This window comes from Stenotrophomonas sp. YJH_SMC_10 (genome assembly GCF_059371555.1).
In genome coordinates, this window is sequence record NZ_JCAFUS010000013.1 from 91,741 (window position 1) to 111,798 (window position 20,058).

The 20,058-nt window shown below is 68.6% G+C and carries 14 protein-coding genes; 7 read left to right on the forward strand and 7 right to left on the reverse strand.

What is annotated here, in order from left to right; genetic code table 11:
* The first annotated feature begins 2 nt into the window (after positions 1-2).
* A complete protein-coding gene (ligD, locus tag AC5P9C_RS16270; protein WP_312556920.1) occupies positions 3-2,486 on the forward strand; it encodes a DNA ligase D in 2,484 nt (827 codons plus the stop codon).
* 33 nt (positions 2,487-2,519) lie between these two features.
* On the opposite strand, the gene AC5P9C_RS16275 is transcribed toward ligD, so the two are convergent.
* The 4 genes from AC5P9C_RS16275 to AC5P9C_RS16290 all read right to left on the reverse strand — a co-directional run bounded on the left by AC5P9C_RS16275 (position 2,520) and on the right by AC5P9C_RS16290 (position 5,923).
* Positions 2,520-2,912, reverse strand: coding sequence for a hypothetical protein (locus AC5P9C_RS16275; RefSeq protein WP_049468446.1), 393 nt, complete (start codon positions 2,910-2,912; stop codon positions 2,520-2,522).
* 241 nt (positions 2,913-3,153) lie between these two features.
* Positions 3,154-4,182, reverse strand: a complete 1,029-nt coding sequence (gene adhP / locus AC5P9C_RS16280) for an alcohol dehydrogenase AdhP (RefSeq protein ID WP_049468447.1) — start codon at positions 4,180-4,182, stop codon at positions 3,154-3,156.
* Between the two features lie 96 nt (positions 4,183-4,278).
* A complete protein-coding gene (gene eda / locus AC5P9C_RS16285; RefSeq protein ID WP_049468449.1) occupies positions 4,279-4,917 on the reverse strand; it encodes a bifunctional 4-hydroxy-2-oxoglutarate aldolase/2-dehydro-3-deoxy-phosphogluconate aldolase in 639 nt (212 codons plus the stop codon).
* A complete protein-coding gene (locus tag AC5P9C_RS16290; protein WP_080375592.1) occupies positions 4,904-5,923 on the reverse strand; it encodes a sugar kinase in 1,020 nt (339 codons plus the stop codon). The genes eda and AC5P9C_RS16290 overlap by 14 nt, the downstream gene beginning before the upstream one ends.
* 284 nt (positions 5,924-6,207) lie before the next feature.
* Between AC5P9C_RS16290 and AC5P9C_RS16295 the strand changes: the two genes are divergently transcribed.
* Both AC5P9C_RS16295 and AC5P9C_RS16300 read left to right on the forward strand, forming a co-directional pair.
* A complete protein-coding gene (locus AC5P9C_RS16295) occupies positions 6,208-8,958 on the forward strand; it encodes a TonB-dependent receptor (RefSeq protein WP_057494434.1) in 2,751 nt (916 codons plus the stop codon).
* 138 nt (positions 8,959-9,096) lie between these two features.
* On the forward strand, positions 9,097-12,900 hold the full coding sequence (locus AC5P9C_RS16300; protein WP_343540536.1) for a LamG-like jellyroll fold domain-containing protein: 3,804 nt from the start codon (positions 9,097-9,099) through the stop codon (positions 12,898-12,900).
* 39 nt (positions 12,901-12,939) lie between these two features.
* Here the strand turns inward: AC5P9C_RS16300 and AC5P9C_RS16305 are convergent, their stop codons facing one another.
* From AC5P9C_RS16305 to AC5P9C_RS16315, 3 genes are read right to left on the reverse strand one after another with little or no spacing between them, the layout of a single operon-like run.
* Complete coding sequence (locus AC5P9C_RS16305) at positions 12,940-13,527, reverse strand: cysteine dioxygenase family protein (protein WP_343540535.1); 588 nt, start codon at positions 13,525-13,527, stop codon at positions 12,940-12,942.
* Between the two features lie 51 nt (positions 13,528-13,578).
* Positions 13,579-15,201 (reverse strand): carboxylesterase/lipase family protein, encoded by a 1,623-nt coding sequence (locus AC5P9C_RS16310; RefSeq protein ID WP_414615060.1) that lies wholly within the window; start codon positions 15,199-15,201, stop codon positions 13,579-13,581.
* Positions 15,198-16,172 carry an alpha/beta hydrolase fold domain-containing protein gene (locus AC5P9C_RS16315; protein ID WP_164082913.1) on the reverse strand — a complete coding sequence of 325 codons (975 nt, stop codon included), beginning with the start codon at positions 16,170-16,172 and terminating at the stop codon, positions 15,198-15,200. Before AC5P9C_RS16315 ends, AC5P9C_RS16310 begins: the two co-directional genes overlap by 4 nt.
* 173 nt (positions 16,173-16,345) lie before the next feature.
* On the opposite strand from AC5P9C_RS16315, the gene AC5P9C_RS16320 reads away from it, so the two are divergent.
* Genes AC5P9C_RS16320 through AC5P9C_RS16335 form a run of 4 tightly spaced genes read left to right on the forward strand, consistent with a single transcriptional unit; the run spans position 16,346 to position 20,043 of the window.
* Positions 16,346-17,173 (forward strand): 2-keto-4-pentenoate hydratase, encoded by an 828-nt coding sequence (locus AC5P9C_RS16320; protein WP_150828595.1) that lies wholly within the window; start codon positions 16,346-16,348, stop codon positions 17,171-17,173.
* Positions 17,174-17,213: 40 nt separating this feature from the next.
* Complete coding sequence (locus tag AC5P9C_RS16325; protein WP_053461757.1) at positions 17,214-18,215, forward strand: TRAP transporter substrate-binding protein; 1,002 nt, start codon at positions 17,214-17,216, stop codon at positions 18,213-18,215.
* A 10-nt stretch (positions 18,216-18,225) separates the two neighbouring features.
* Positions 18,226-18,756, forward strand: coding sequence for a TRAP transporter small permease (locus tag AC5P9C_RS16330; protein WP_049468464.1), 531 nt, complete (start codon positions 18,226-18,228; stop codon positions 18,754-18,756).
* Between the two features lie 3 nt (positions 18,757-18,759).
* Positions 18,760-20,043 (forward strand): TRAP transporter large permease, encoded by a 1,284-nt coding sequence (locus AC5P9C_RS16335; protein WP_053461759.1) that lies wholly within the window; start codon positions 18,760-18,762, stop codon positions 20,041-20,043.
* Positions 20,044-20,058: the final 15 nt, after the last annotated feature.

Sequence of the window (20,058 nt, forward strand, 5' to 3'; positions counted from 1 at the left end):
CCATGTCGCTGCACCAGTACCGGCGCAAGCGCCGGCTCGGCGGTGGCGCCGGGCAGACGCCGGAGCCTGACGACATCCCCGCGCACGGCGATCCGAAGCGCCGGCCGACCTTTGTCATCCAGCTGCATCACGCCAGTTCGCGCCACTACGACTTCCGCCTGGAAATGGAGGGGGTGCTGAAGAGCTGGGCGATACCGAAGGGCCCCTCACTTCGGGCCGGCGAGAAGCGGCTGGCGGTGCAAGTGGAAGACCATCCGCTTTCCTACGCCACGTTCGAGGGCGATATCCCCGAAGGCCACTACGGCGCGGGCCATGTCGACGTATTCGATCAGGGCACCTGGGCCTGCGAAGGGGATCCGCTTGAGGCACTCGCCGCAGGGAAGATCGACTTCGTGCTGCATGGCCAGCGCCTGGCAGGCGCCTGGAAGCTGGTGCGCACGGCGATGAAGGGGCGCCAGGTGCAATGGCTGCTGATCAAGCGCGATGACGATGCAGCACGCGATGCGGAGGCGGACGACCTGCTGGAGGTGCCCGCGTCGAAAGCCCGACCGTCGAAGAAGCGTGCTGCGACGAAAGCGGTTCGCGCTGCTCCGGCCGCGCGCGCCCGCAGCCGCAGGGCCTCAGCGCGCTGGCGTACCCGCGCGCTGGGGCTGGAAGGCGCGCGCGACACGGCCTATCCCCGCGACTTCAAGCCACAGCTGACCGATCACCGCGACAGTGCCCCGGACGGCGAACGCTGGCTGCATGAGATCAAGTGGGATGGCTATCGGCTGCTGGCCGACCTGCACGAAGGACAGGTGAAGCTCCGTTCGCGCAACGGCCTGGACTGGACGGCCGACTTCCCCGAAGTGGCGCAGGCGGTGCAGGCTCTGCCGGTGGATGATGCGCGCCTGGACGGCGAGCTGGTGGTGCTGGACAAGCAGGGGCGCAGCGACTTCGCCGCGCTGCAGCGGGTGATCGACGGCAGTTCGAAGCAGCCACTGCGCTATATCGTGTTCGACCTGCCCGGCGTGGCCGGCACGGACATCAGTCGTGCACCGTTGCTGGAACGCAAGGCGCTGCTGAAGGATCTCATCGGGCCCGCGCCGGGCATCCTGGCGTTCAGCGAACACGTGATCGACCATGGACCGCAGGTGTTCGACGCCAGCGGCAAGGCCGGTTTCGAAGGCATCGTCAGCAAACAGGTGGATGCCCCGTACGTGAACACCCGTGCACGCAGCTGGGTGAAGGTGAAGCACGAGGACACCGAGGAGTTCGTGATTGTCGGCCACACTGCACCCAAGGGTTCACGGGTAGGATTTGGCTCGCTTCTGCTGGCGGCGCCGGACAAGGGAGGGCTGCGTTACGTGGGACGGGTCGGCACCGGTTTCGACGATGACAGCCTTCGCGCGCTGTCCCAGGCCTTGCAGCCATTGGCAGTGACGGCGCCGGTGCTGCAGCTGCCGGCACACGTCCCGTTCCGCGCGGCGAGCGTGCGCTGGGTCAAACCGGTGGCGGTGGCCGAGGTGGCCTTCCGTGGCTGGGGCAAGGAAGGCCTGCTGCGCCAGGCCAGCTTCAAGCGGCTGCGCAGCGACAAGCAGAAAGAGGACCTGGGCGTGGACGCAGCAGAGGCCGACGCCGGGTCCGGGGTCCAGATCACGCATCCCGAGCGGGTCGTGTATCCCAGGCAGAAGCTGCGCAAGGGTGACGTGGCCGACTACTACCGGCGCATGGCACGCTGGATCCTTCCTGAAATCGCAGGCCGGCCGCTGTCACTGCTGCGCTGCCCGGATGGCGTCGGCAAGGCCTGCTTCTTCCAGAAACACCATGGCCCCGGGCTGGGCGACGCCGTGCATGCGGTGCCGCTGCAGCAGAAAAGCGGCCGCGAGGACTATGTCTACGTCGACGATGCGCGGGGCCTGCTGCAACTGGTGCAGATGAATACCCTGGAGCTGCATCCGTGGGGCGCGACCGTAGCCGATCCCGAGCATCCCGATCGCCTGGTGTTCGACCTCGACCCCGGCGAAGGGGTGAGCTGGGCACAGGTGAAAGCCGCCGCGCGCGATGTCCGTGACCACCTGCAGGAGGTCGGCCTGGAGAGTTTCGTGCGCCTGTCCGGTGGCAAGGGCGTGCATGTGGTGGTGCCGCTGCAGCCCAAGGGCGACTGGGAACAGGCCAAGGCGTTCTGCGAGGCGTTTGCGCGGGCGATGGCGGAGCGGGCGCCGGACCGTTACGTGGCGACCATGAGCAAGGCCAAGCGTGGTGGCGTCATCTTCATCGACTGGCTGCGCAACACGCGCGGCGCCACCAGCGTGTGCTCCTGGTCGCTGCGTGCGCGCGACAGTGCCGGCGTAGCGGTGCCGCTGCGCTGGGAAGAGCTGGCCCGGGTCAGAGCGGCCGACGCGTTCCCGATGGAAAAGGCGCTGGCCCGCGCCAAACGGCTGGACAGTGATCCATGGCAGGGCATCGCGCAGGTGAAGCAGACGCTACCGTCGCTGAAACGGTAGTGCCGGCCGCCGGCCGGCACTACCTGCATGCGCTCAGCGCGGGTCGCGCGAGGGGCGGCGGCCGAACCACCAGCCCACCAGCAGCTGCAACGGCAGCGATGCCAGCAGCGCAATGACGAACCAGAACGGGAAATCCGCGCCCGTGGTCCACATCGCGTAGCCGCAGCCCAGCGCGATCAGCGACCAGATCGAGAATCCGTGCGAACGCGGCCAGCAGGGCGCGTAGTAGGTGGCAAAGGCGATACCCGCGATGCCGCCGAGCACGCTGAAGGCGAGATCCCAGCCCAGCTGCACGCTGTTGTCGCCAGGCGCCATGCCCAGCAGTGGCGGCAGCCAGCCGGCGACGCTGCTGACCAGTGCAAGCGACAGCACGCCACCGATCAGGGCAACGATGGAGAGGAACAGGATCTTGAGCATGGCGGGCATGCGCGCATTGTACGGCTGCCACAGAGTGCCCGCGTTGCCGGCCAGCGGCCGGCACTACCGAACCGCCTGGGGTTTGCCGGCCAGCGGCCGGCACTACCGAACCGCCTGGGTTTGCGGGCCAGCGGCCAGCACTAGAACCGCCTTGGGTTTGCCGGCCAGCGGCCGGCACTACCGATGAATCGGCATGGCCGCCGCGTCCGTGGGAGAGGGGGACGGAGCGACGGCGGCCATGCACGGAGGGTCAGGCAGCGAAGTCCAGTACGACGCGGCCTTCGATGGTGCCGGCATGCATGCGTGCGAACACGTCGTTGATGTTCTCCAGGCGGTCGGTGCTGACCGTGGCCGCGACCTTGCCTTCGGCGGCGAACTGCAGCGATTCCTGCAGGTCCAGGCGGGTGCCGACGATCGAGCCGCGCACGGTGATGCCATTGAGCACCATGCCGAAGATGTCCAGCGGGAAGTTGCCGGGGGGCAGGCCATTGAGCGACACGGTGCCGCCACGGCGGACCATGCCCAGCGCCTGCTCGAACGCCTTGGGCGATACCGCCGTGACCAGGGCGCCATGTGCACCGCCGATCTCCTTCTTCAGGAACGCTGCCGGATCGGTGCTGCGCGCGTTGACGGTGACCTGCGCGCCCAGCTGCCGCGCCAGCGCCAGCTTGCTGTCGTCCACGTCCACGGCGGCGACGTTCAGGCCCATCGCGCGGGCGTACTGCACCGCCATGTGGCCCAGGCCGCCGATGCCGGAGATCGCCACCCAGTCACCGGGCTTGGTGTCGGTGACCTTCAGGCCCTTGTAGACGGTCACGCCGGCGCACAGCACCGGCGCGATCTCGACAAAGCCCACTTCCTTCGGAAGCAGGCCGACATAGTTGGCATCGGCCAGTGCGTACTCGGCGAAGCCGCCGTTGACCGAGTAGCCGGTGTTGCGCTGCGTCTCGCACAGCGTTTCCCAGCCACCCAGGCAGTGTTCGCAATGGCCACACGCCGAGTACAACCAGGGGATGCCGACCCTGTCGCCTTCCTTGACGTGCCCGACCCCGCCACCCACGGCCACGACGTGCCCCACGCCCTCGTGACCGGGGATGAACGGCGGGTTCGGTTTCACCGGCCAGTCGCCCTCGGCGGCGTGCAGGTCGGTGTGGCAGACGCCACAGGCCTCGATCCTGACCAGCACCTCGCCCGCCCCCGGGCGCGGTACCAGGACTTCCTCGATCACCAGTGGCTTGCCGAACTCACGCACGACAGCGGCCTTCATGGTCGAATTCATGTTCGGATCTCCATAGTGCGCTTGCCCACAGAATGACGCCGGCGCGAGGCCGGCGCTTTGATCACGATCAAACCTTTGAAGATCCGAGCGCCGGGTTCAGCTGGCCAGGACCGACGCTTCGCGGGCCAGGCGCTCGATGGCGTCCCAGTCGCGGGTCTGCAGCAGCGCCGGGGTGGTCAGCCACGAGCCGCCCACGCACAGTACGTTGGGCAGGTGCAGGAACTGCGGCGCAGTCTGCGCGCTGATGCCGCCGGTCGGGCAGAACCGCACCTCGGAGAACGGGCCGTGCCAGGCCGCCAGCAGCGCGGCACCGCCGGCCTGCACGGCCGGGAAGAACTTGAACGTGTCATGGCCGTGTTCCAGGCCCAGGATCAGGTCCGAGGCCGTGGCCGCACCGGGCAGGTACGGCAGGTCGGCATCGCGCGCAGCCGCGTACAGGGCCGGCGTGGCGCCGGGGGACACCGCGAAACGCGCACCGGCCTGCTTCGCCGCCTGCATCTGCGCGGAGGTGAGCACGGTGCCGGCACCGATCACCGCGTCCGGTACGGCTTCGACCATGGCCCTGATCGCGTCCAGCGCCCGCGGCGTGCGCAGCGTCACCTCGATCACCGGCAGGCCGCCGCGGAACAATGCCTGGGCCACGTTGACCGCTTCATCCACATCGTCGGGGGTGTACACCGGGATCACCGGTGCCAGTTTCAGGACCGCGCGTACGCGCGGATCAGCGGCGGACATCGAGTTGCTCCTCGCCCATCAGGGCCAGCACGTCAGCTTCGCTGACAGGATTGAAATCGCCGGGAATGGAGTGCTTCAGCGCCCCGGCGGCCAGGCCGAAACGCACGGTGGCGTCGGCATCAAGGCCGGACAGGATGCCATGCAGGATGCCGGCCGCGAAGGCATCGCCGCCGCCGATGCGGTCGACGATGCCCTGCAGGTGACGCACCGGGGCCTGCGCGCGCGTCCCTCCGCGGCCCAGCAACAGCGCGCCCATCGCATGATGGTCCACGCTCAGCACCTGCCGCTGCGTGCATGCCATCCACTGCAGCTGCGGAAAGGCGCTGAACGCGGCCGCCGCCGCTGCGTCGACCCGCTCCACCGGGTCCGGCTGCGTGAAGCGCGTACCCAGCACGACCTCCATGTCGCGGTAGTCGGCGAACACAATGTCGGCCTGCGCGAACAGCGCGCGCAGCACCGCCTGGGCATCGCCGCCCCAGCGCTGCCAGAGGCGGGGCCGGAAATTGCCGTCGAAGGAGACGCGGACACCGGCCTGGCGTGCCGCGCGCGCCGCCGCCAGCGTGGCGGCAGCCACGTCCGGGCCCAGCGCCGGGCTGACACCGGACAGATGCAGCCACTGTGCGTCCTGCAGCAGCGCAGGCCAGTCATAGTCGGCCGCCGTGCTGCGTGCGAACGCCGAATCCGCGCGGTCATAGACCACTTCACTGGCGCGCTGCACCGCGCCGGTGGTAAGGAAATACAGCCCCATGCGGGCATCCGGCACTTCGCGCACATGCCGGGTATCGACCCCGTGCCGCCGCAGTTCGCCCAGCGCGTGCGCACCCAGCGGGTTGCCCGCCACCGCGCCGACCATCCTCACCTGATGTCCCAGCCGGGACAGCGAGACACCGACGTTGGCCTCGGCGCCGCCCACATGGACCTGCAGCTGCGGCGACTGCAGCAGCAGTTCGTGGCCGGGGGCGCCCAGGCGCAGCAACAGCTCTCCGAAACACACGATACGACCCATCTCAGCTCCTTCACGCGTGCCGCCGGCATGGGACACTGCATGGCATGTAAGTGGACCACGCAGGGGGGCGTGGCATTGACCATCGGTGTCATTCTAGACCGAAGTGGCCTTGCAGGTGCTCGATCGACATGACGAAACCATTGTCCTGCAAGCGTCTTGGAGACATTACAGATCTGTTGCGGTGCAAGATGCCCGATCCCGGTGGTGCTGCTAACGTCGGCTTTGACCAGCGGTGTCATTCCGCTACACAGCCGCGATACCAGACCTTTGGGAGAGGGAAAGGCATGCAATCTCGGATCCATGGAAAAAAGACACCGGTTACCTTGCTGGCGATGGGCGTGGCACTTGCCCTGTCGGCAAACGCGACCGCCCAGCAGCAGACCGCAACCGACCTGGACACGGTGACCGTCACCGGCTATCGCGCCAGTGTCGAGAAGGCGCTGGACATCAAGCGCGGCGAGGCCGGCGTGGTCGATGCCATCGTCGCCGAGGACATCGGCAAGTTCCCCGACCTCAACCTGGCCGAATCGCTGCAGCGCATCCCCGGCGTGGTGATCACCCGCGAGGCCGGCGAGGGGCGCAACATCTCGGTGCGCGGCCTCGGCCCGGACTTCACCCGCGTGCGCATCAACGGCATGGAAGCGCTGACCACCGTTGGCGCCGGAGACCAGAGTGGCGGCACCAACCGTGGCCGTGGTTTCGACTTCAACGTCTTCGCCTCGGACCTGTTCTCGCAGCTGCTGGTGCGCAAGACCGCCTCGGCCGACGTGGAAGAGGGATCGCTGGGTGCCACGGTCGACCTGCGCACCGCGCGCCCGTTCGACTATGACGGCTTCACCTTCGCCGCCAGCGGTCAGGCCGGCTACAACCAGATGGCTGAAAAAGCCGATCCGCGGGTGGCCGCGCTGATCTCCAACACCTTCGCCGATGGCACCTTCGGTGCCCTGCTGTCGGTGGCCTACTCCGAGCGCCAGGCACTGGAGGAAGGCTCCAACACCGGCCGCTGGGCCAACGGCCCCAGCAACGGCAACTTCGCTGCGTCATCGCCGTTTGCCGCAGCGCGCGCCGCGGATGTCTTCCATCCGCGCTTCCCGCGCTACGTGCAGATGGAGCACGAGCAGAAGCGCCTGGGCGTGACCGGCTCGCTGCAGTGGAAGCCCAGCGACGCCACCGACGTCTCGCTGGACGTGTTGTACTCGAAGATCGATGCCACCCGCGACGAGCACTACATCGAAGCGATCTCCTTCAGCCGCGGCAGCAGCAGCACGCCGCGCCTGGTGGGCAAGCCTTCGACCATCGTCAGGAACGGCGAGATCCGCAACGGCGCGCTGCTGTACGGTGAATTCGACAACGTCGACATCCGCTCGGAGAACCGGCACGACGAGTGGAGCACCGAGTTCAAGCAGATCAGCCTGAACGGCCAGCACCGCTTCGGCGACGACTTCACCGTGTACGGCAAGCTCGGCATCTCGCGCTCCAGGCACGAGAACCCGGTGCAGACCACCGTCATCATGGACAAGTACGACGTCAAGGGCTACAGCTACGACTATCGTGGCAACAGCCGCTTCCCGATCCTCAACTACGGCATTGATCCGACCAGCCCCAATGGTTGGGAGCTGGCGGAAATCCGCCTGCGCCCGCAGTACGTGGACAACGATTTCGATACCGGGCAGATCGATTTCAACTGGAACATCAGCCCCGGCTTCCGCCTGAAGGGGGGCGTGCTGGCCAAGGACTATACGTTCAAGACCACCGAACTGCGCCGCGCCAGTGAACTGGCCGTGCCCACCTTCGCCAACGGCAGCAGGATCGTGCCGGTGGACATGGTCAGCCAGGCGGGCCTGAAGGGCATCGACGGCAATCCGTCCAACTGGGTGGTGCCGGACCTGGATGCGATCGCCGACCAGTTCGACATCTACAGCAACAGCGGCATCTACGCCGTCGCCCCGCGCGCCAACAACGTGCGCAGCGTGGAAGAGAAGGATCGCGGCGCCTACCTGATGGGCGAGTTCAGCACCGAGATCGGCGCGCTGCCGCTGTCGGGCAACTTCGGCGTGCGCTACGTGCGTACCCGGCAGTCGTCCACGGGCCTGTCTACGCTGGCCAGCGGCACCACCTCGACCACGGCCACGCGGACCTACGACGACACCCTGCCCTCGTTCAACCTGGTGGCCGAAGTCACGCCCGATTTCCTGATCCGCCTGGGGGCGGCCAAGGTCATGACGCGCCCGGGGCTGGGCAGCCTGACGCCCGGCGCAACCGTGGCCGTGGCCGGCGGTGCCCGCACCATCTCCAGCGGCAACCCCAACCTGGACCCGACACGCGCCACCAATGTCGACCTGGGCTTCGAGTGGTACTTCGCCGAAGGCGCGATGGCGGGCCTGGGCCTGTTCTACAAGGACATCGAGACCTCGGTGCAGACCCTGCGCGAGAACCGCCCGTACACCGACAGCGGCCTGCCCGCCGAACTGCTGATCGGTACCGGCGCCTCGCCCACCGACGACTTCACCTTCACCCGCCCGGTCAACACCCCCGGTGGCGAACTGTACGGCGCCGAAGCGAACTACACGCAGCCCTTCAGCTTCCTGCCGGGCAAGTGGTCGAACCTGGGCGTGCAGTTGAACTACACCTGGGTGGAATCGAAGATCCAATACATCAACGCGTCCGGCCAGCCGGTGATGAAGAACGATCTGCTGGGCCTGTCCAAGTCCTCCTGGAACGCAACCCTGTTCTATGAAGGCGAGACCTTCTCCGCCCGCGTCTCGGCCACCAACCGCGATGACTACCTCACCCAGGTTCCGGGCCAGGAAACCGGCTTCAACCTGGACGGCTACCACGGCATGACCGGCACCACGGTCATTGATGCGTCGCTCCGCTACAGGATCAGCGACCAGCTGGAACTGAGCCTGGAAGGCATCAACCTGACCAACGAAGCCTCCGACGAGTGGGTGTACTCGCCCGCGACCGGCCGCCTGCCGCTGCAGTACACCGAAACCGGCCGCCAGTTCCTGCTGGGCGTGCGCTACAAGTTCTGAGCAATGCCGGCGGCGCGCACCGGTGCGCGCCGCCGCACGTCGTGACCGCTGCTGCGCCGCAAGGTGCCGTCGTGGCATGGCCTTGCTACGGTCCGGCGGCCCACCGCCGGCCGTCGCCCGTTGAAAGGAAACGTCTTCATGCCGCACCGCACGACCTTGTTCCGCTGCCTGCTGCTGGCAGTGGCGCTGGCCGCAGGCCCCGCGACGGCCGCCGCCGATGTCCCTGCCCTGCTCTTCCACGTCGATGCCCGCCACGGCCTGCAGGCCGTGACCGCGCAGGGTGAAGCCGTACCGAACTTCCGCGACAGGGTGGCGGTGGTCGACGATGGTGCCGGTGGCAAGGCCATCCAGTGGGAAGACGACGGCGTACTGGCCTGGGACGCACCGGGCAACATCCTGGCCCAGCGCGGCACCCTCGCCTTCGACTGGCGTCCGCGCTATGCGGTGGGCGAAGCCCCGTTCGTGATCTTCCGCGTCGGCTACGCCGACCACAGCAGCTGGGACATGGCCTGGCTGCGCGTCGACTGGAACGGGCACGGTTTCGATGCCTTCGTCACCGATGCCAACCTTGCACGCACCCGCGTGTCGTTCCGCATGGACACGCCACCGCGCCCCGAGCAGTGGCTGCACCTGGCCTTCGCGTGGGATGAAGACCAGGGCGTGCGCCTGTTTGTCGACGGGCGCGAAGTGGCGCGGGCGCAGACCACCGGCGACTACGATGCGGCGCTGGACCAGCTCGGCCTTGCCGGGCGGGTGATGGCACCGTACCAGGTGCAGAGTCGCTACAACTTCCTGCGTGGGAGTGATTTCCAGCACATCCGGGTCTACGACCGCATGCTGGATGCGCCGGCGGTGGCAACGCTGGCGCGCGGGCGCGAGCCGGCCAGCGCCGTGGCGGTCGGCGATGGCACGCGCGCCTGGCGCCACCGCTTCGGCTGGGAAGGGGCTGCACCCCCCGCGTTGGCGGCCGGCGGCACCCGCATCCGCAAGATCGAATTCGCCGACACCCGCGACCTGAAGGCGTGGATGTGGAAGGCCACCGATGGCATCGCCGAAACCACCTGGCCGGGCGTGTACAACCGCTCGCGCCTGCCCGGCCGCAATGACTACTTCCAGCTTCCGGACTGGAACACCTATGTGGAAGGCGGCCAGCACCTGGACCTGGCCCTGCCGGCCACTGAAACGGTGAACCGCGTGGAGATCCGTGGTGCGGCCTTCGGCACCCTCGCCCACGGGCCCGACGCCGGACATGCCACTGACGTGCTGGCGACGCGCCCCCGCGGCGTGGTGCGCAGCGTCGACGACATTGCCGCGCAGCGCGGCGGCGTGCTGCGTTTCAGCAACGTCGAGCAGGAAACACCGATCCAGGAAATCTGGGCCTACCACGTGAGCGAGGGCACCGAGCCGGAAGGCACGGTGAAGCAGACCTACATCATCGACAGCCAGGCGCTGCCCGACTACACCAACCTGGACGCATTGCGCCGCTACATTGACGGACGTTTCCCGGCCGCCGAACGCAGCACGGTGATGGCGCTGCCGAAGGGCGCCGGTTCCCGCCGCCGGGATGCCGGCACCCTGCCCGCACATCCGCAGCCGATCGTGCACGTGCTGATTCCTTCCGGGGTGGGTGACGCGCCGGCCAACCAGCCGCTGATCCGCAGCTGGGCCTACAGCTGGGAAAACATGCACGACGGCCTGGATGGCGTGGCCCTCGATATCCCCGCGCTGGACCTGCCGGCCACCCATGACGGGCTGATCCCGCTGAACATCCGCATCAAGGATCCGATCTGGCCGGCGCGCGACATGATCGATGTATCGGTGTCGGTGCCGCCACGGCAGGCGCGCACGCTGTGGCTGGACCTGCGCGATCGCATCCTCACCCCGGACAGCCTGTGGCTGAGCATCGCCTCGGCCGCGCCGGGCTTCGATGCAGGCGCCTTGGACGGTGCGCAGGTCCGGCTGGTGTTCAAGCCGCGCGCCGAGGCACTGAAGGAGCACGTGGCCGACCGCTTCAACCAGGTCCGCGACAACTGGGGCTTCCTGGTGGAAGAGCACACCACGTCCAAGCGCCAGCGCCTGTACGCGCGCGTGTACGCGGACCTGAGCGACCTGCTGCGGGTGGATCCGGACCATGAACTCGGCCGCCTGTACTGGAACTACATCAGCTACAACAGCCAGGGCCGCCCGCCCTACACGGCGCCTGCCGTGCCCAGGGGCGTGCCGGCGTGGGCATTCAACCAGGTGCAGGACCTGGCGCAGGTGCGGCAGTTCGTCGACTGGTGGATCGACGAACGGCAGGTGGCCTACGGTGACTTCGGTGGCGGCATCTCCGACGATTCCGACCTGACCCAGCAGTGGCCGGGACTGGCCCTGATGGGCGTGCGGCCGGATCGATTGAACGCCTCGCTGACCGCACTGTCCGACGCGGTGTACCGCAATGGCATGTTCAGCAATGGCCTGAGCACCATCGAGACCGACGAACTGCACTCGTACGAGGAAGGCATCAACACCAACAGCGCCATGCTCTACCTCAACTGGGGCGATCCGCTGACGCTGGAACGCCTGATGGAAACAGTGAAGGCCTTCGACGAGCGCATCATCCTGCGCAACCCGCAGGGCCACCTTCTGTTCTCCAGCAACTGGTTCGGTGGCAACAAGGTGTACCGCGAACCGAACTGGCAGTGGCAGAAGCCGTATTCGTTCCCGGTGCTGCACCCGGCGTTCCTGCTGGGCCAGTACAACGCCGATCCGACCGGTCGCAAGCTGGTGATCGGCCTGGCCGATGGCTACCTGGCCCACGCAGGCAAGGACGACAAGGGGCGCTTCACCCTGCCCAACGAGATCAACTGGGCCAGCGGTGCCACCCGGGGCGGCGAGTTGAACAATGGCTCCGGCGGCGGCGACACCCTGCATACCTTCTGGGCCGCGTGGCGCTGGACCGGCGATGCGAAGTACCTGCAGGCACTGGACTATCGCGTGGCCCGTGGCGGCCCGGGTGCGCTGGCCAACCTGGGCGAGAACGTGGTGGACATCCTGGGGCGGCAACAGGACTGGTATCCGCTGCTGAGCGCCGAGGCCGATGCGGGAAAGACCGGCTTCGCCAGCCTGATGGCGTGGCAGGCCAGCGGCGACAGGGCCTACATCGCCGCGATGCACGCCGACGGCCTGCAGGCCAAAGTGCAGCGTGCGTACATGAACACCGAGGGCCACTGGTGGTCTGACCGCGTGGAAGCACCCAGCGAATTCCTGCAGCGCGCGCGCCTGGGCGGCATCGCGCTGAAGCGCAACCAGAGCTGGCCCGGCCATACCGTCAGCTGGCGCTTCGACCGCGAGGACGCGGCCGAACAGGTCGCCCTGCTGGTACACGCGCCGTCGCGCGAGCGCTTCACGGTGACCAGCTACAACCTGGGCACGCGCACCATCGGTGCGGACATGACCGGCTGGAACGTGGCCAGTGGTACCTGGCGCATTCGCAGCGGCGTGGATGCCGATGGCGACGGGCGCATCGACGGCCCGGTGGCCGCGCGTACCGTGCAGCTGGAAACCAGCACATCGGTGCCGATGCAGTTCCGCCCCGGCCGGACCGAGGTATTCGAATTCGAGCGGATCAGCGCGGGCACGCCGGTGGAAACCCGCCCGGACCTGGGCATCGGCCGTGGCGATGTACGGGTGGACGGCCGCCAGGTGCACGTGACCGTGCACAGCCTGGGCCATGTCGGCAGCGGCGTGGGCGTGGCGGTGCTGGAAGATGCGCGTGGCCGCGAGATCGCCCGCACCGAAGTGCCGGCGATGGCCGCACCGGCGGACCTGCAGCCGAAGACCGCGGTCGTGTCGTTGCCGTTGCCTGCCGGTGACCGCAGCGGCCTGCGCGTGCGCGTGGCACTGGCCGACGGCGGCGAGGAAGTGACGCAGCTCAACAACCGGGTGGACGTGCCGCGCTGATGCCTGCGCAGGGGCCGGGCCATGCCCTGCCGAACGCGGTCAGGCTGCGTCGGTCTCCATAAGCTTCAACCGCCGCTGGTACCAGTCCTCGCCCAACGGTTCGAACACCGCGCTGCGTTCCATCACGCCCTCGTAGACGTGCAGCGATACCGCCACGTCCGCGTCGCTGGCGTTGCACAGCGTGTGGTACTCGTGCGGCGGAATCAGGCTGCCGGCACTGCCGCGATGGCCGTACAGCGCCGGCTGGGCGGCGAAGCGATGGCGTTCGCCCTCCTGCTCCAGCAGCGCGTACGGGGTGACGACCAGTTCGCCCTGCCAGACCCCTTCCACGCACCACATCGCATCGTGGTCGTGCAGCGGCGTGCCCTGGCCCGGGCCCCAGCACATCGCGATCACGCTGTAGCCCAGGGTCGGGCTGCGATGCAGTTCGCGGCGCGCGTAATGCCCTTCGACCGGACGCCGCACGCAGGGCGGCAGCTGGATGGACGGATCGACGATGGCCTCACGCAGCACCTGCTGCAGTGCATCGGTGATCGCCTCCGGGGTGCCCAGCATCACCGCGGCATCGATCGCAGCGAACAGGCGCTCCCGGCCGGTGAACGGCAGTGGCGAGGACATCTCTCCCATGGCCCGACTCTAGCCGAGACGGGTTAACAGAATGTTTGCACCACGGTGTCATCACTGCGTGCCGCGCTGCACGAACGGCACTTTCGCGTACAGCGCACGCTCGCCGGCACGGGGATCATCCACTGCGCGGCTGTGCTGATCGAACAGCATGGTCTGGCGCTGCGGCAGACGGTAGGGAGCCCATTGCGACATTCCGCGATGATTGGGGTCGCCGGTCCGGGCAAAGGCGATCAATGCGTCGCTCATCGTGGCCGCCAGCGCCTGTGCGTCCGCACCGCCGCCGGTGCGCGCACCGGGCAGGCCGGCGTTGTCGAACACCAGCGGGATGTCCAGGGTATGGAAGGCGCGCAGCCGGCCCTCCTCCACCGGAGAGCCCCAGTCCAGCTGGTAGGCCCAGGTGGGTGCGGCCCCGCTGGGCTGGCGCGCACGCGCTTCCAGTTCCTCCACTGCGCCGCGCCAGGAACGGCCGGCAGTGGTGGCGGCAAAGAACACCTCCGATGGCGTGTAGTGCGGGTACAGGCGCCGGTACTCGGCGATCACCGTCTGCGGCAGCAGATCAACGAACTGCTGGCGTTCCAGCTGCGCCGGCAGCGTCTCCCAGGTCAGCGCGAAGTTGGCCGGGTCATTGCCGAGGAAGGCGCGGGTCTCGTCGCGGGTATTGCCGATCACCATCGGAATGGCGGCCGACTGCAGCGGAGCCTGCGGCCAGAACGGATGCACCGGCAGGGTGACCTCGTCCAGCACCGGCCCGAAGTACAGCGACGTGCTTTCCACCCGCGACGGATCGCGCGCGCGGGTCGCCGCCAGCAGATCGGCGGTGGGCAGTCGCAGCAGTGCCGCCAGGTCCCCTGCGCCTACGGTCTGCATGGCGATCGCCGCGCGCTGCGCGGCGGCACGCGGGCCGGCTGCGGTGACCTGCTGGCCGCTCATGGTCCAGGCGCGCTGGAACAGGCCGCGTGCGGCCGGCATTGCCATCAGCGTAGCGATCTTGGCGCCGCCCCCGGACTGGCCGAACACGGTGATGTTGCCGGCATCGCCACCGAAGGCTGCCGCATGCTCGCGCACCCACTGCAGCGCCTGCACCAGATCGAGCTGGCCGACGTTGCCCGACGCCGCATAGCGTGCATCGCCCAGCCCACCCAGGTACAGGTAGCCGAAGGCATTCAGGCGATGGTTGAGGGTCACCACCACCACATCGCCGCGACGGCACAGCGCACCGCCGTCGTACAGCGGGTCGCTGCCGGAACCGTTGTTGAAGCCACCGCCATGCAGATAGACCAGCACCGGGCGGCGGCCGCCATCCCCCAGCGCCGGCGTCCAGATGTTGAGGAACAGGCAGTCCTCGCTGCCGGGGCCTTCTGCGCCCGCCTGTGGCGCGGCGGCGCCGTAGTCCAGCGCATCGGCGATGCCGTTCCATGCCGCTTCCCGGCGCGGCGGTTGGAAGCGATGGGGGCCGGTGTCGGCACCGTAGCGCACGCCGCGGAACACCAGCACGCCTTGCTCATGCTGGCCGCGCAGGCGCCCCCCGCGCACGCGGACGATCGGCAGGCGGTCGTCGCGTGCACCGGGCATCGCCGCTGCCGGCAGTGTCGCCAGCGTCGCCGTGGCCAACGCCCAGCGCGCGCTGTCGCGCAGGAAGCGGCGGCGCTGCAGGTCGTCCGGTGCTCCCGTCATCGGCCGCCCTCCGCGCCCTTTCCTGCCGTCAGCCACGCCTGCGCCAGCGCCGGCCACAGCGCCAGCGACGAACCACCCTGCAGGTGCATGCCGAAGCCGTGGCCGCCGTGGGCGAACACGTGCAGTTCGTGCTCCACGCCCGCTTCGGCCAGCGCCCGCGCCATCACTTCACTGTTGTGCACGCTGACCACGCGATCGTCAGCGGCATGGATCAGCATGGTCGGTGGCATGTCCGCGCGCACGTGCTGCTGCACCGAGTACCGGGCCGCCAATGCGGGGTCAGGGTGCTCGCCCAGCAATCGCCCGCGCGAACCGCTGTGCGCATGCGCACCCATGTCGATGACCGGGTAGACCAGCACCGCCCGTGCCGGGCGCGCGCTCAGCTGATCGATCGCATCGCGTGCGGGATAGACCGGAGCATCGAAGCCGGTGGCCAGCCGCGCCGCCACGTGGCCGCCGGCGGAGAAACCCATGACCGCCACGCTGCCGGCCTCCAGGCCGCGGCGTGCGGCCTGGTCGCGTACGACCCGCAGCGCGCGCTGCGCATCGGCCAGCGCCGCCTGGCGGTCCCTGCCCGGCTGCGGCAGGCGGTAGCGAAGCACGAACAGGGTGAAGCCTGCCCGCTGTACCCAGTCCGGTACCAGCGCGCTGCCTTCCTTGTCGATCACCACGCGCTGGTAGCCGCCGCCCGGAATGACCAGCACCGCCTGCCCGTTCGGACGTGGCGGCGCGTGCACGATCATGTACGGCGCATCGATCCCGTCCACGAACCGGTCCGGATGGGCCGGGTCGGGGCTGCGCTCAACCACGCGCGCCGGTCGCGACGCAGCGCTTTCGCCGGGTACCTGCCCGGCGGGCCAGAGCGGCAGGCGTTCGCCGGTCACCTCGTGCCCGGGCCGCTGGCCATCGCGCAGCGGGACGTCGGTGGCGCGCGCCGGTGCAAGCGTCAGCAGAACGGACAGGCACAGCACAAGGGTGGGCAGACGCATGGCGGACCGGGCTCCAGCAAAGGGGGGCAGCGTGCCGCAGGCGCCCCGGATGCGGGCGTGATGCGCTGCGGCTTGCGTGATGACACCGGTTTACCATATACACCTCCTGCAGACGCTGTCGATGGGCAGTGCAACAACGCAGAGGGAGACCGTTCTTGAGCAACGAACACGGCACACAGGGGCACAGGCCGACGCCGGACGATGCAGCCGCGATCGCCCGCGCCTTCACCGACGCCCGCCGCGCCGGCCAGGCCCTGACAGGGTTTCCCGGGACCATTCCGGCTGATCTGGTGCACGCCTACCGGGTCCAGGACCGCGCCATCGAGGCCTGGGACGATCAGGTGATCGGCTGGAAAGTGGGGTACATCGCCGCCGAGCGCCGCGATGGCTCCGGCGACGAACGCCTGCTGGGGCCGATCTTCAAACGTCAGCTCTGGAATGATACCGGTGGAACAACCGACATTCCGGTATTCGTCGGGGGCTTTGGCGCAGTCGAAGCAGAGTACGTGCTGGAGCTGCTGGAGGACGCCCCGGCCGGACAGTTGCACTGGTCCCCGGAACAGGCCGAAGCCCTGCCCGCGCGCCTGTACATCGGCGTGGAAGTGGCCAGCAGTCCGCTGGCCACCATCAACGAACTGGGTCCGCGCGTGGTGGTGTCCGACTTCGGCAACAACAATGGCCTGGTGCTGGGGCCGGAGATCACCGGCTGGACGGCCCGCGACGAGACTGCGCTGCGTGCGGAGACCCTCATCGACGGCGAGGTGGTCGGCACCGGTGGCGCCACCCGCCTGCCCGGCGGCCTGCGTGCGGCCTATGCCTTCGCGCTGTCCCGTTCGGCGCAGCGCGGCCGGCCGCTGCGCAAGGGCGACCTGATCGCCACCGGCAACGCTACCGGCATCCACGATATCGAGGCAGGACAAACGGCGCTGGTGCGCTTTGCCGGCTTCGGTGACATTGCCTGCCGGGCCGTGCCGGCGGGATGACCGCCGGCCAGCCCTGGTGAACACGCGCGGGAGGGCGCAGATGATCACACGACGTAATTTCCTGGCCGGCGGCGCCGCTGCGCTGGCGACGCCGATGCTCGCCGCCTGCGGGCGTGGGGCCGCCGGCGACGTGGACGGCAGCACCCTGCTGACCGCGACCGACGTGCACGTGGCCGACTACCCCACCGTCACTGCGGTGAAGTGGATTGGCGAGACCCTGCAGCGTGAGACCAACGGCCGCCTGCGGCTGCGGCAGTACCACTCGGGCCAGCTGGGCCGCGAGTCGGAAGCGATCGACATGGCGCGCTTTGGCGCCATCGACATCACCCGCGTGTATGCCGGTGCACTCAACAACGCATTTCCGCTGACCCAGGCACTGTGCCTGCCGTACGTCTTCAGGTCGGTCGCGCAGCAGCGCGCCGCACTCGATGGCGGCGTGGCCGACGCGGTGCTGCGTGGCTTTGAAGGCCGCGATCTGGTCGGCCTGGCGATCTACGACTCCGGTGCACGCTGCTTCTACAACACCAAGCACCCCATCGTTTCGCCCAGCGACCTGCACGGCCTGAAACTGCGGGTGGCCTCGTCGGACATCTTCATCCAGCTGATGCGCCTGCTCGGCGCCAACCCGACGCCGATGTCGCTGGGCGACACGTTCTCCGGCATGGAGACCCACATGATCGACGGCGCCGAGAACAACATGCGCAGCTTCCATTCCAGCCGCCATTTCGAAGCCGCGCACTACTGGTCGCAGAGCGACCATTCGTATGCGCCGGACGTGCTGCTGATGTCGCGCGCCCGTTTTGAACGCCTCAGCCCGGATGACCGCCAGCTGCTGCTGCACACCGCCCGCGCATCGGTGGCGGTGATGCGTGAGCAGTGGGACGCATCGGAGGATGCCGCGCGCCGGGCGGTGCTGGCCTACGGGGTGAAAGCCAACGAGGTCGACATGGCGGCCTTCCGCGATGCGGCGCAGCCGCTGCTGAAGCACTACCTGCAGCAGCCTGGCATCGCCGCGCTGGTTGACCGCATCCGTGCCGCCTGAGGATACCGCCATGACCGAAACGACGACGTCCACCACCGGACCCGGCCAGCGCCTGCTGGACCGCATTGCCGACATCGCCATCTACGGCGCCGTCGCCGCCCTGCTGGGGCTGGTGGTGGTGCAGGGCTGGCAGGTGTTCGCGCGCTACGTGATCAACGATTCGCCCAGCTGGACCGAGCCGGTCACCCTGCTGCTGCTGGCCACGGCGATGAGCCTGGGCGCGGCCTGCGGCGTACACACCAACCGCCACTTCGGCTTCTTCCTGCTGCATGCCTACATGGGCGCCGGCCTGCGCCGCGCGGTGGACGTGCTGGTGCAGCTGGTGGTGGCGGTGCTGGGCGGCTTCATCGCGTTCTGGTCGGCCGACCTGTTGGTCGACGGACTGGACATCAAGACCGCCGGTGCCAACCTGCCGCAGAGCATCAACTACCTGCCGCTGGCGGTGGGGGGCGCGCTGATGCTGATGTTTGCACTGAACCGCGCGTGGAACGCGCTGCAGGCCCGCGCCACCGGCGCCGAAGACGCTGAAGGAGATCGTTGATCCATGGGCATCACCCTCCTGTTCTCCGTATTCGCCGTGCTGCTGCTGCTCGGCGTGCCGGTCGCCTACGCGCTGGCCGCTGCGGCGCTGGCCACCCTGCTGTACCTGGATATCCCCAGCATCGTGCTGGTGCAGCAGATCTCGGCCGGTACCGGCTCCGCTTCGCTCATCGCCATTCCACTGTTCATCTTTGCCGGCGAAATCATGATGCGCGGCGGCATCTCCGAGCGCCTGATCGCACTGGCCTCGTCGCTGGTCGGGCGCCTGCGCGGTGGCCTGGGCCAGGTGTCGATCCTGTCCTCGCTGTTCTTCGGCGGCGTGTCCGGCTCGGCCATCGCCGATGTCTCGGCGGTCGGCGGCACGATGATCCCGCAGATGGTCAAGCGCGGCTACGACCGCGATTTCGCCGTCAACGTCAGCATCACCGCCGCGCTGGTGGCCCTGCTGGTGCCTCCGTCGCACAACCTGATCCTGTTCTCCGCTGCTGCCGGCGGGGGGCTGTCCATCGCCGACCTGTTCGCCGCCGGCATTGTCCCTGCGCTGCTGATGACGCTGGCGCTGATGGTCACCGGCTATGTGGTCGCACGTCGCCGCGGCTATGGCGTAGAGGTCTTTCCCGGCTGGCGTGCCGTGGCCCTGCGCATCGTCTCCGCCCTGCCCGGCCTGGGCCTGGTCGCGCTGATCTTCGTCGGTATCCGCGCCGGCATCTTCACTGCCGTGGAAAGCGCGGCGATCGCCGTGGTCTACGCCCTGCTGGTGACCACCGTGCTGTACCGGCAGCTGCGCTGGCGCGAGTTCTTCGACACCGTCATCCATGCCGCGCGCAGTACCGGCGTGATCCTGTTCGTGATCGCCACCGCGGCGGTGTTCGGCTGGCTGCTGGCGTACCTGCAGGTGCCGGCTGCCGCCGTCGAGTTCCTGCAGTCGTTCGCGCACAGCCGCTTCATGGTGCTGCTGATGATCGTGGTGATGCTGCTGTTGCTGGGCACCTTCATGGATCTGGCGCCGATGATCCTGATCTGCACGCCGATCTTCCTGCCGGTGGCGCGCGCCTACGGCATCGATCCGATCCACTTCGGCCTGGTGCTGGTGCTCACCGGCGGCCTCGGCCTGGTCACCCCGCCGGTCGGCTCGGTGCTGTTCATCGGCACTTCCATCGGCAAGATCAGCGTCGGCCAGAGCATGCGCACCATCTGGCCGTTCTGGTTCGCCGCGCTGGGCGTGCTGCTGGTGGTCACCTTCTTCCCCGCCCTGTCGCTGTGGCTGCCGGCCGCGCTGCGCGGCTGAGCCGCAAGGAGACTG

Bases quoted from the DNA above. Each gene is read 5' to 3' on its own strand.
- AC5P9C_RS16335 (WP_053461759.1), top strand. From the start codon at position 18,760: ATGGGCATCACCCTCCTGTTCTCCGTATTCGCCGTGCTGCTGCTGCTC.
- AC5P9C_RS16300 (WP_343540536.1), top strand. From the start codon at position 9,097: ATGCCGCACCGCACGACCTTGTTCCGCTGCCTGCTGCTGGCAGTGGCG.
- AC5P9C_RS16275 (WP_049468446.1), bottom strand. From the start codon at position 2,912: ATGCCCGCCATGCTCAAGATCCTGTTCCTCTCCATCGTTGCCCTGATC.
- AC5P9C_RS16295 (WP_057494434.1), top strand. From the start codon at position 6,208: ATGCAATCTCGGATCCATGGAAAAAAGACACCGGTTACCTTGCTGGCG.
- AC5P9C_RS16310 (WP_414615060.1), bottom strand. From the start codon at position 15,201: ATGACGGGAGCACCGGACGACCTGCAGCGCCGCCGCTTCCTGCGCGAC.
- ligD (WP_312556920.1), top strand. From the start codon at position 3: ATGTCGCTGCACCAGTACCGGCGCAAGCGCCGGCTCGGCGGTGGCGCC.
- AC5P9C_RS16305 (WP_343540535.1), bottom strand. From the start codon at position 13,527: ATGGGAGAGATGTCCTCGCCACTGCCGTTCACCGGCCGGGAGCGCCTG.
- AC5P9C_RS16290 (WP_080375592.1), bottom strand. From the start codon at position 5,923: ATGGGTCGTATCGTGTGTTTCGGAGAGCTGTTGCTGCGCCTGGGCGCC.
- AC5P9C_RS16325 (WP_053461757.1), top strand. From the start codon at position 17,214: ATGATCACACGACGTAATTTCCTGGCCGGCGGCGCCGCTGCGCTGGCG.
- AC5P9C_RS16330 (WP_049468464.1), top strand. From the start codon at position 18,226: ATGACCGAAACGACGACGTCCACCACCGGACCCGGCCAGCGCCTGCTG.
- adhP (WP_049468447.1), bottom strand. From the start codon at position 4,182: ATGAATTCGACCATGAAGGCCGCTGTCGTGCGTGAGTTCGGCAAGCCA.
- eda (WP_049468449.1), bottom strand. From the start codon at position 4,917: ATGTCCGCCGCTGATCCGCGCGTACGCGCGGTCCTGAAACTGGCACCG.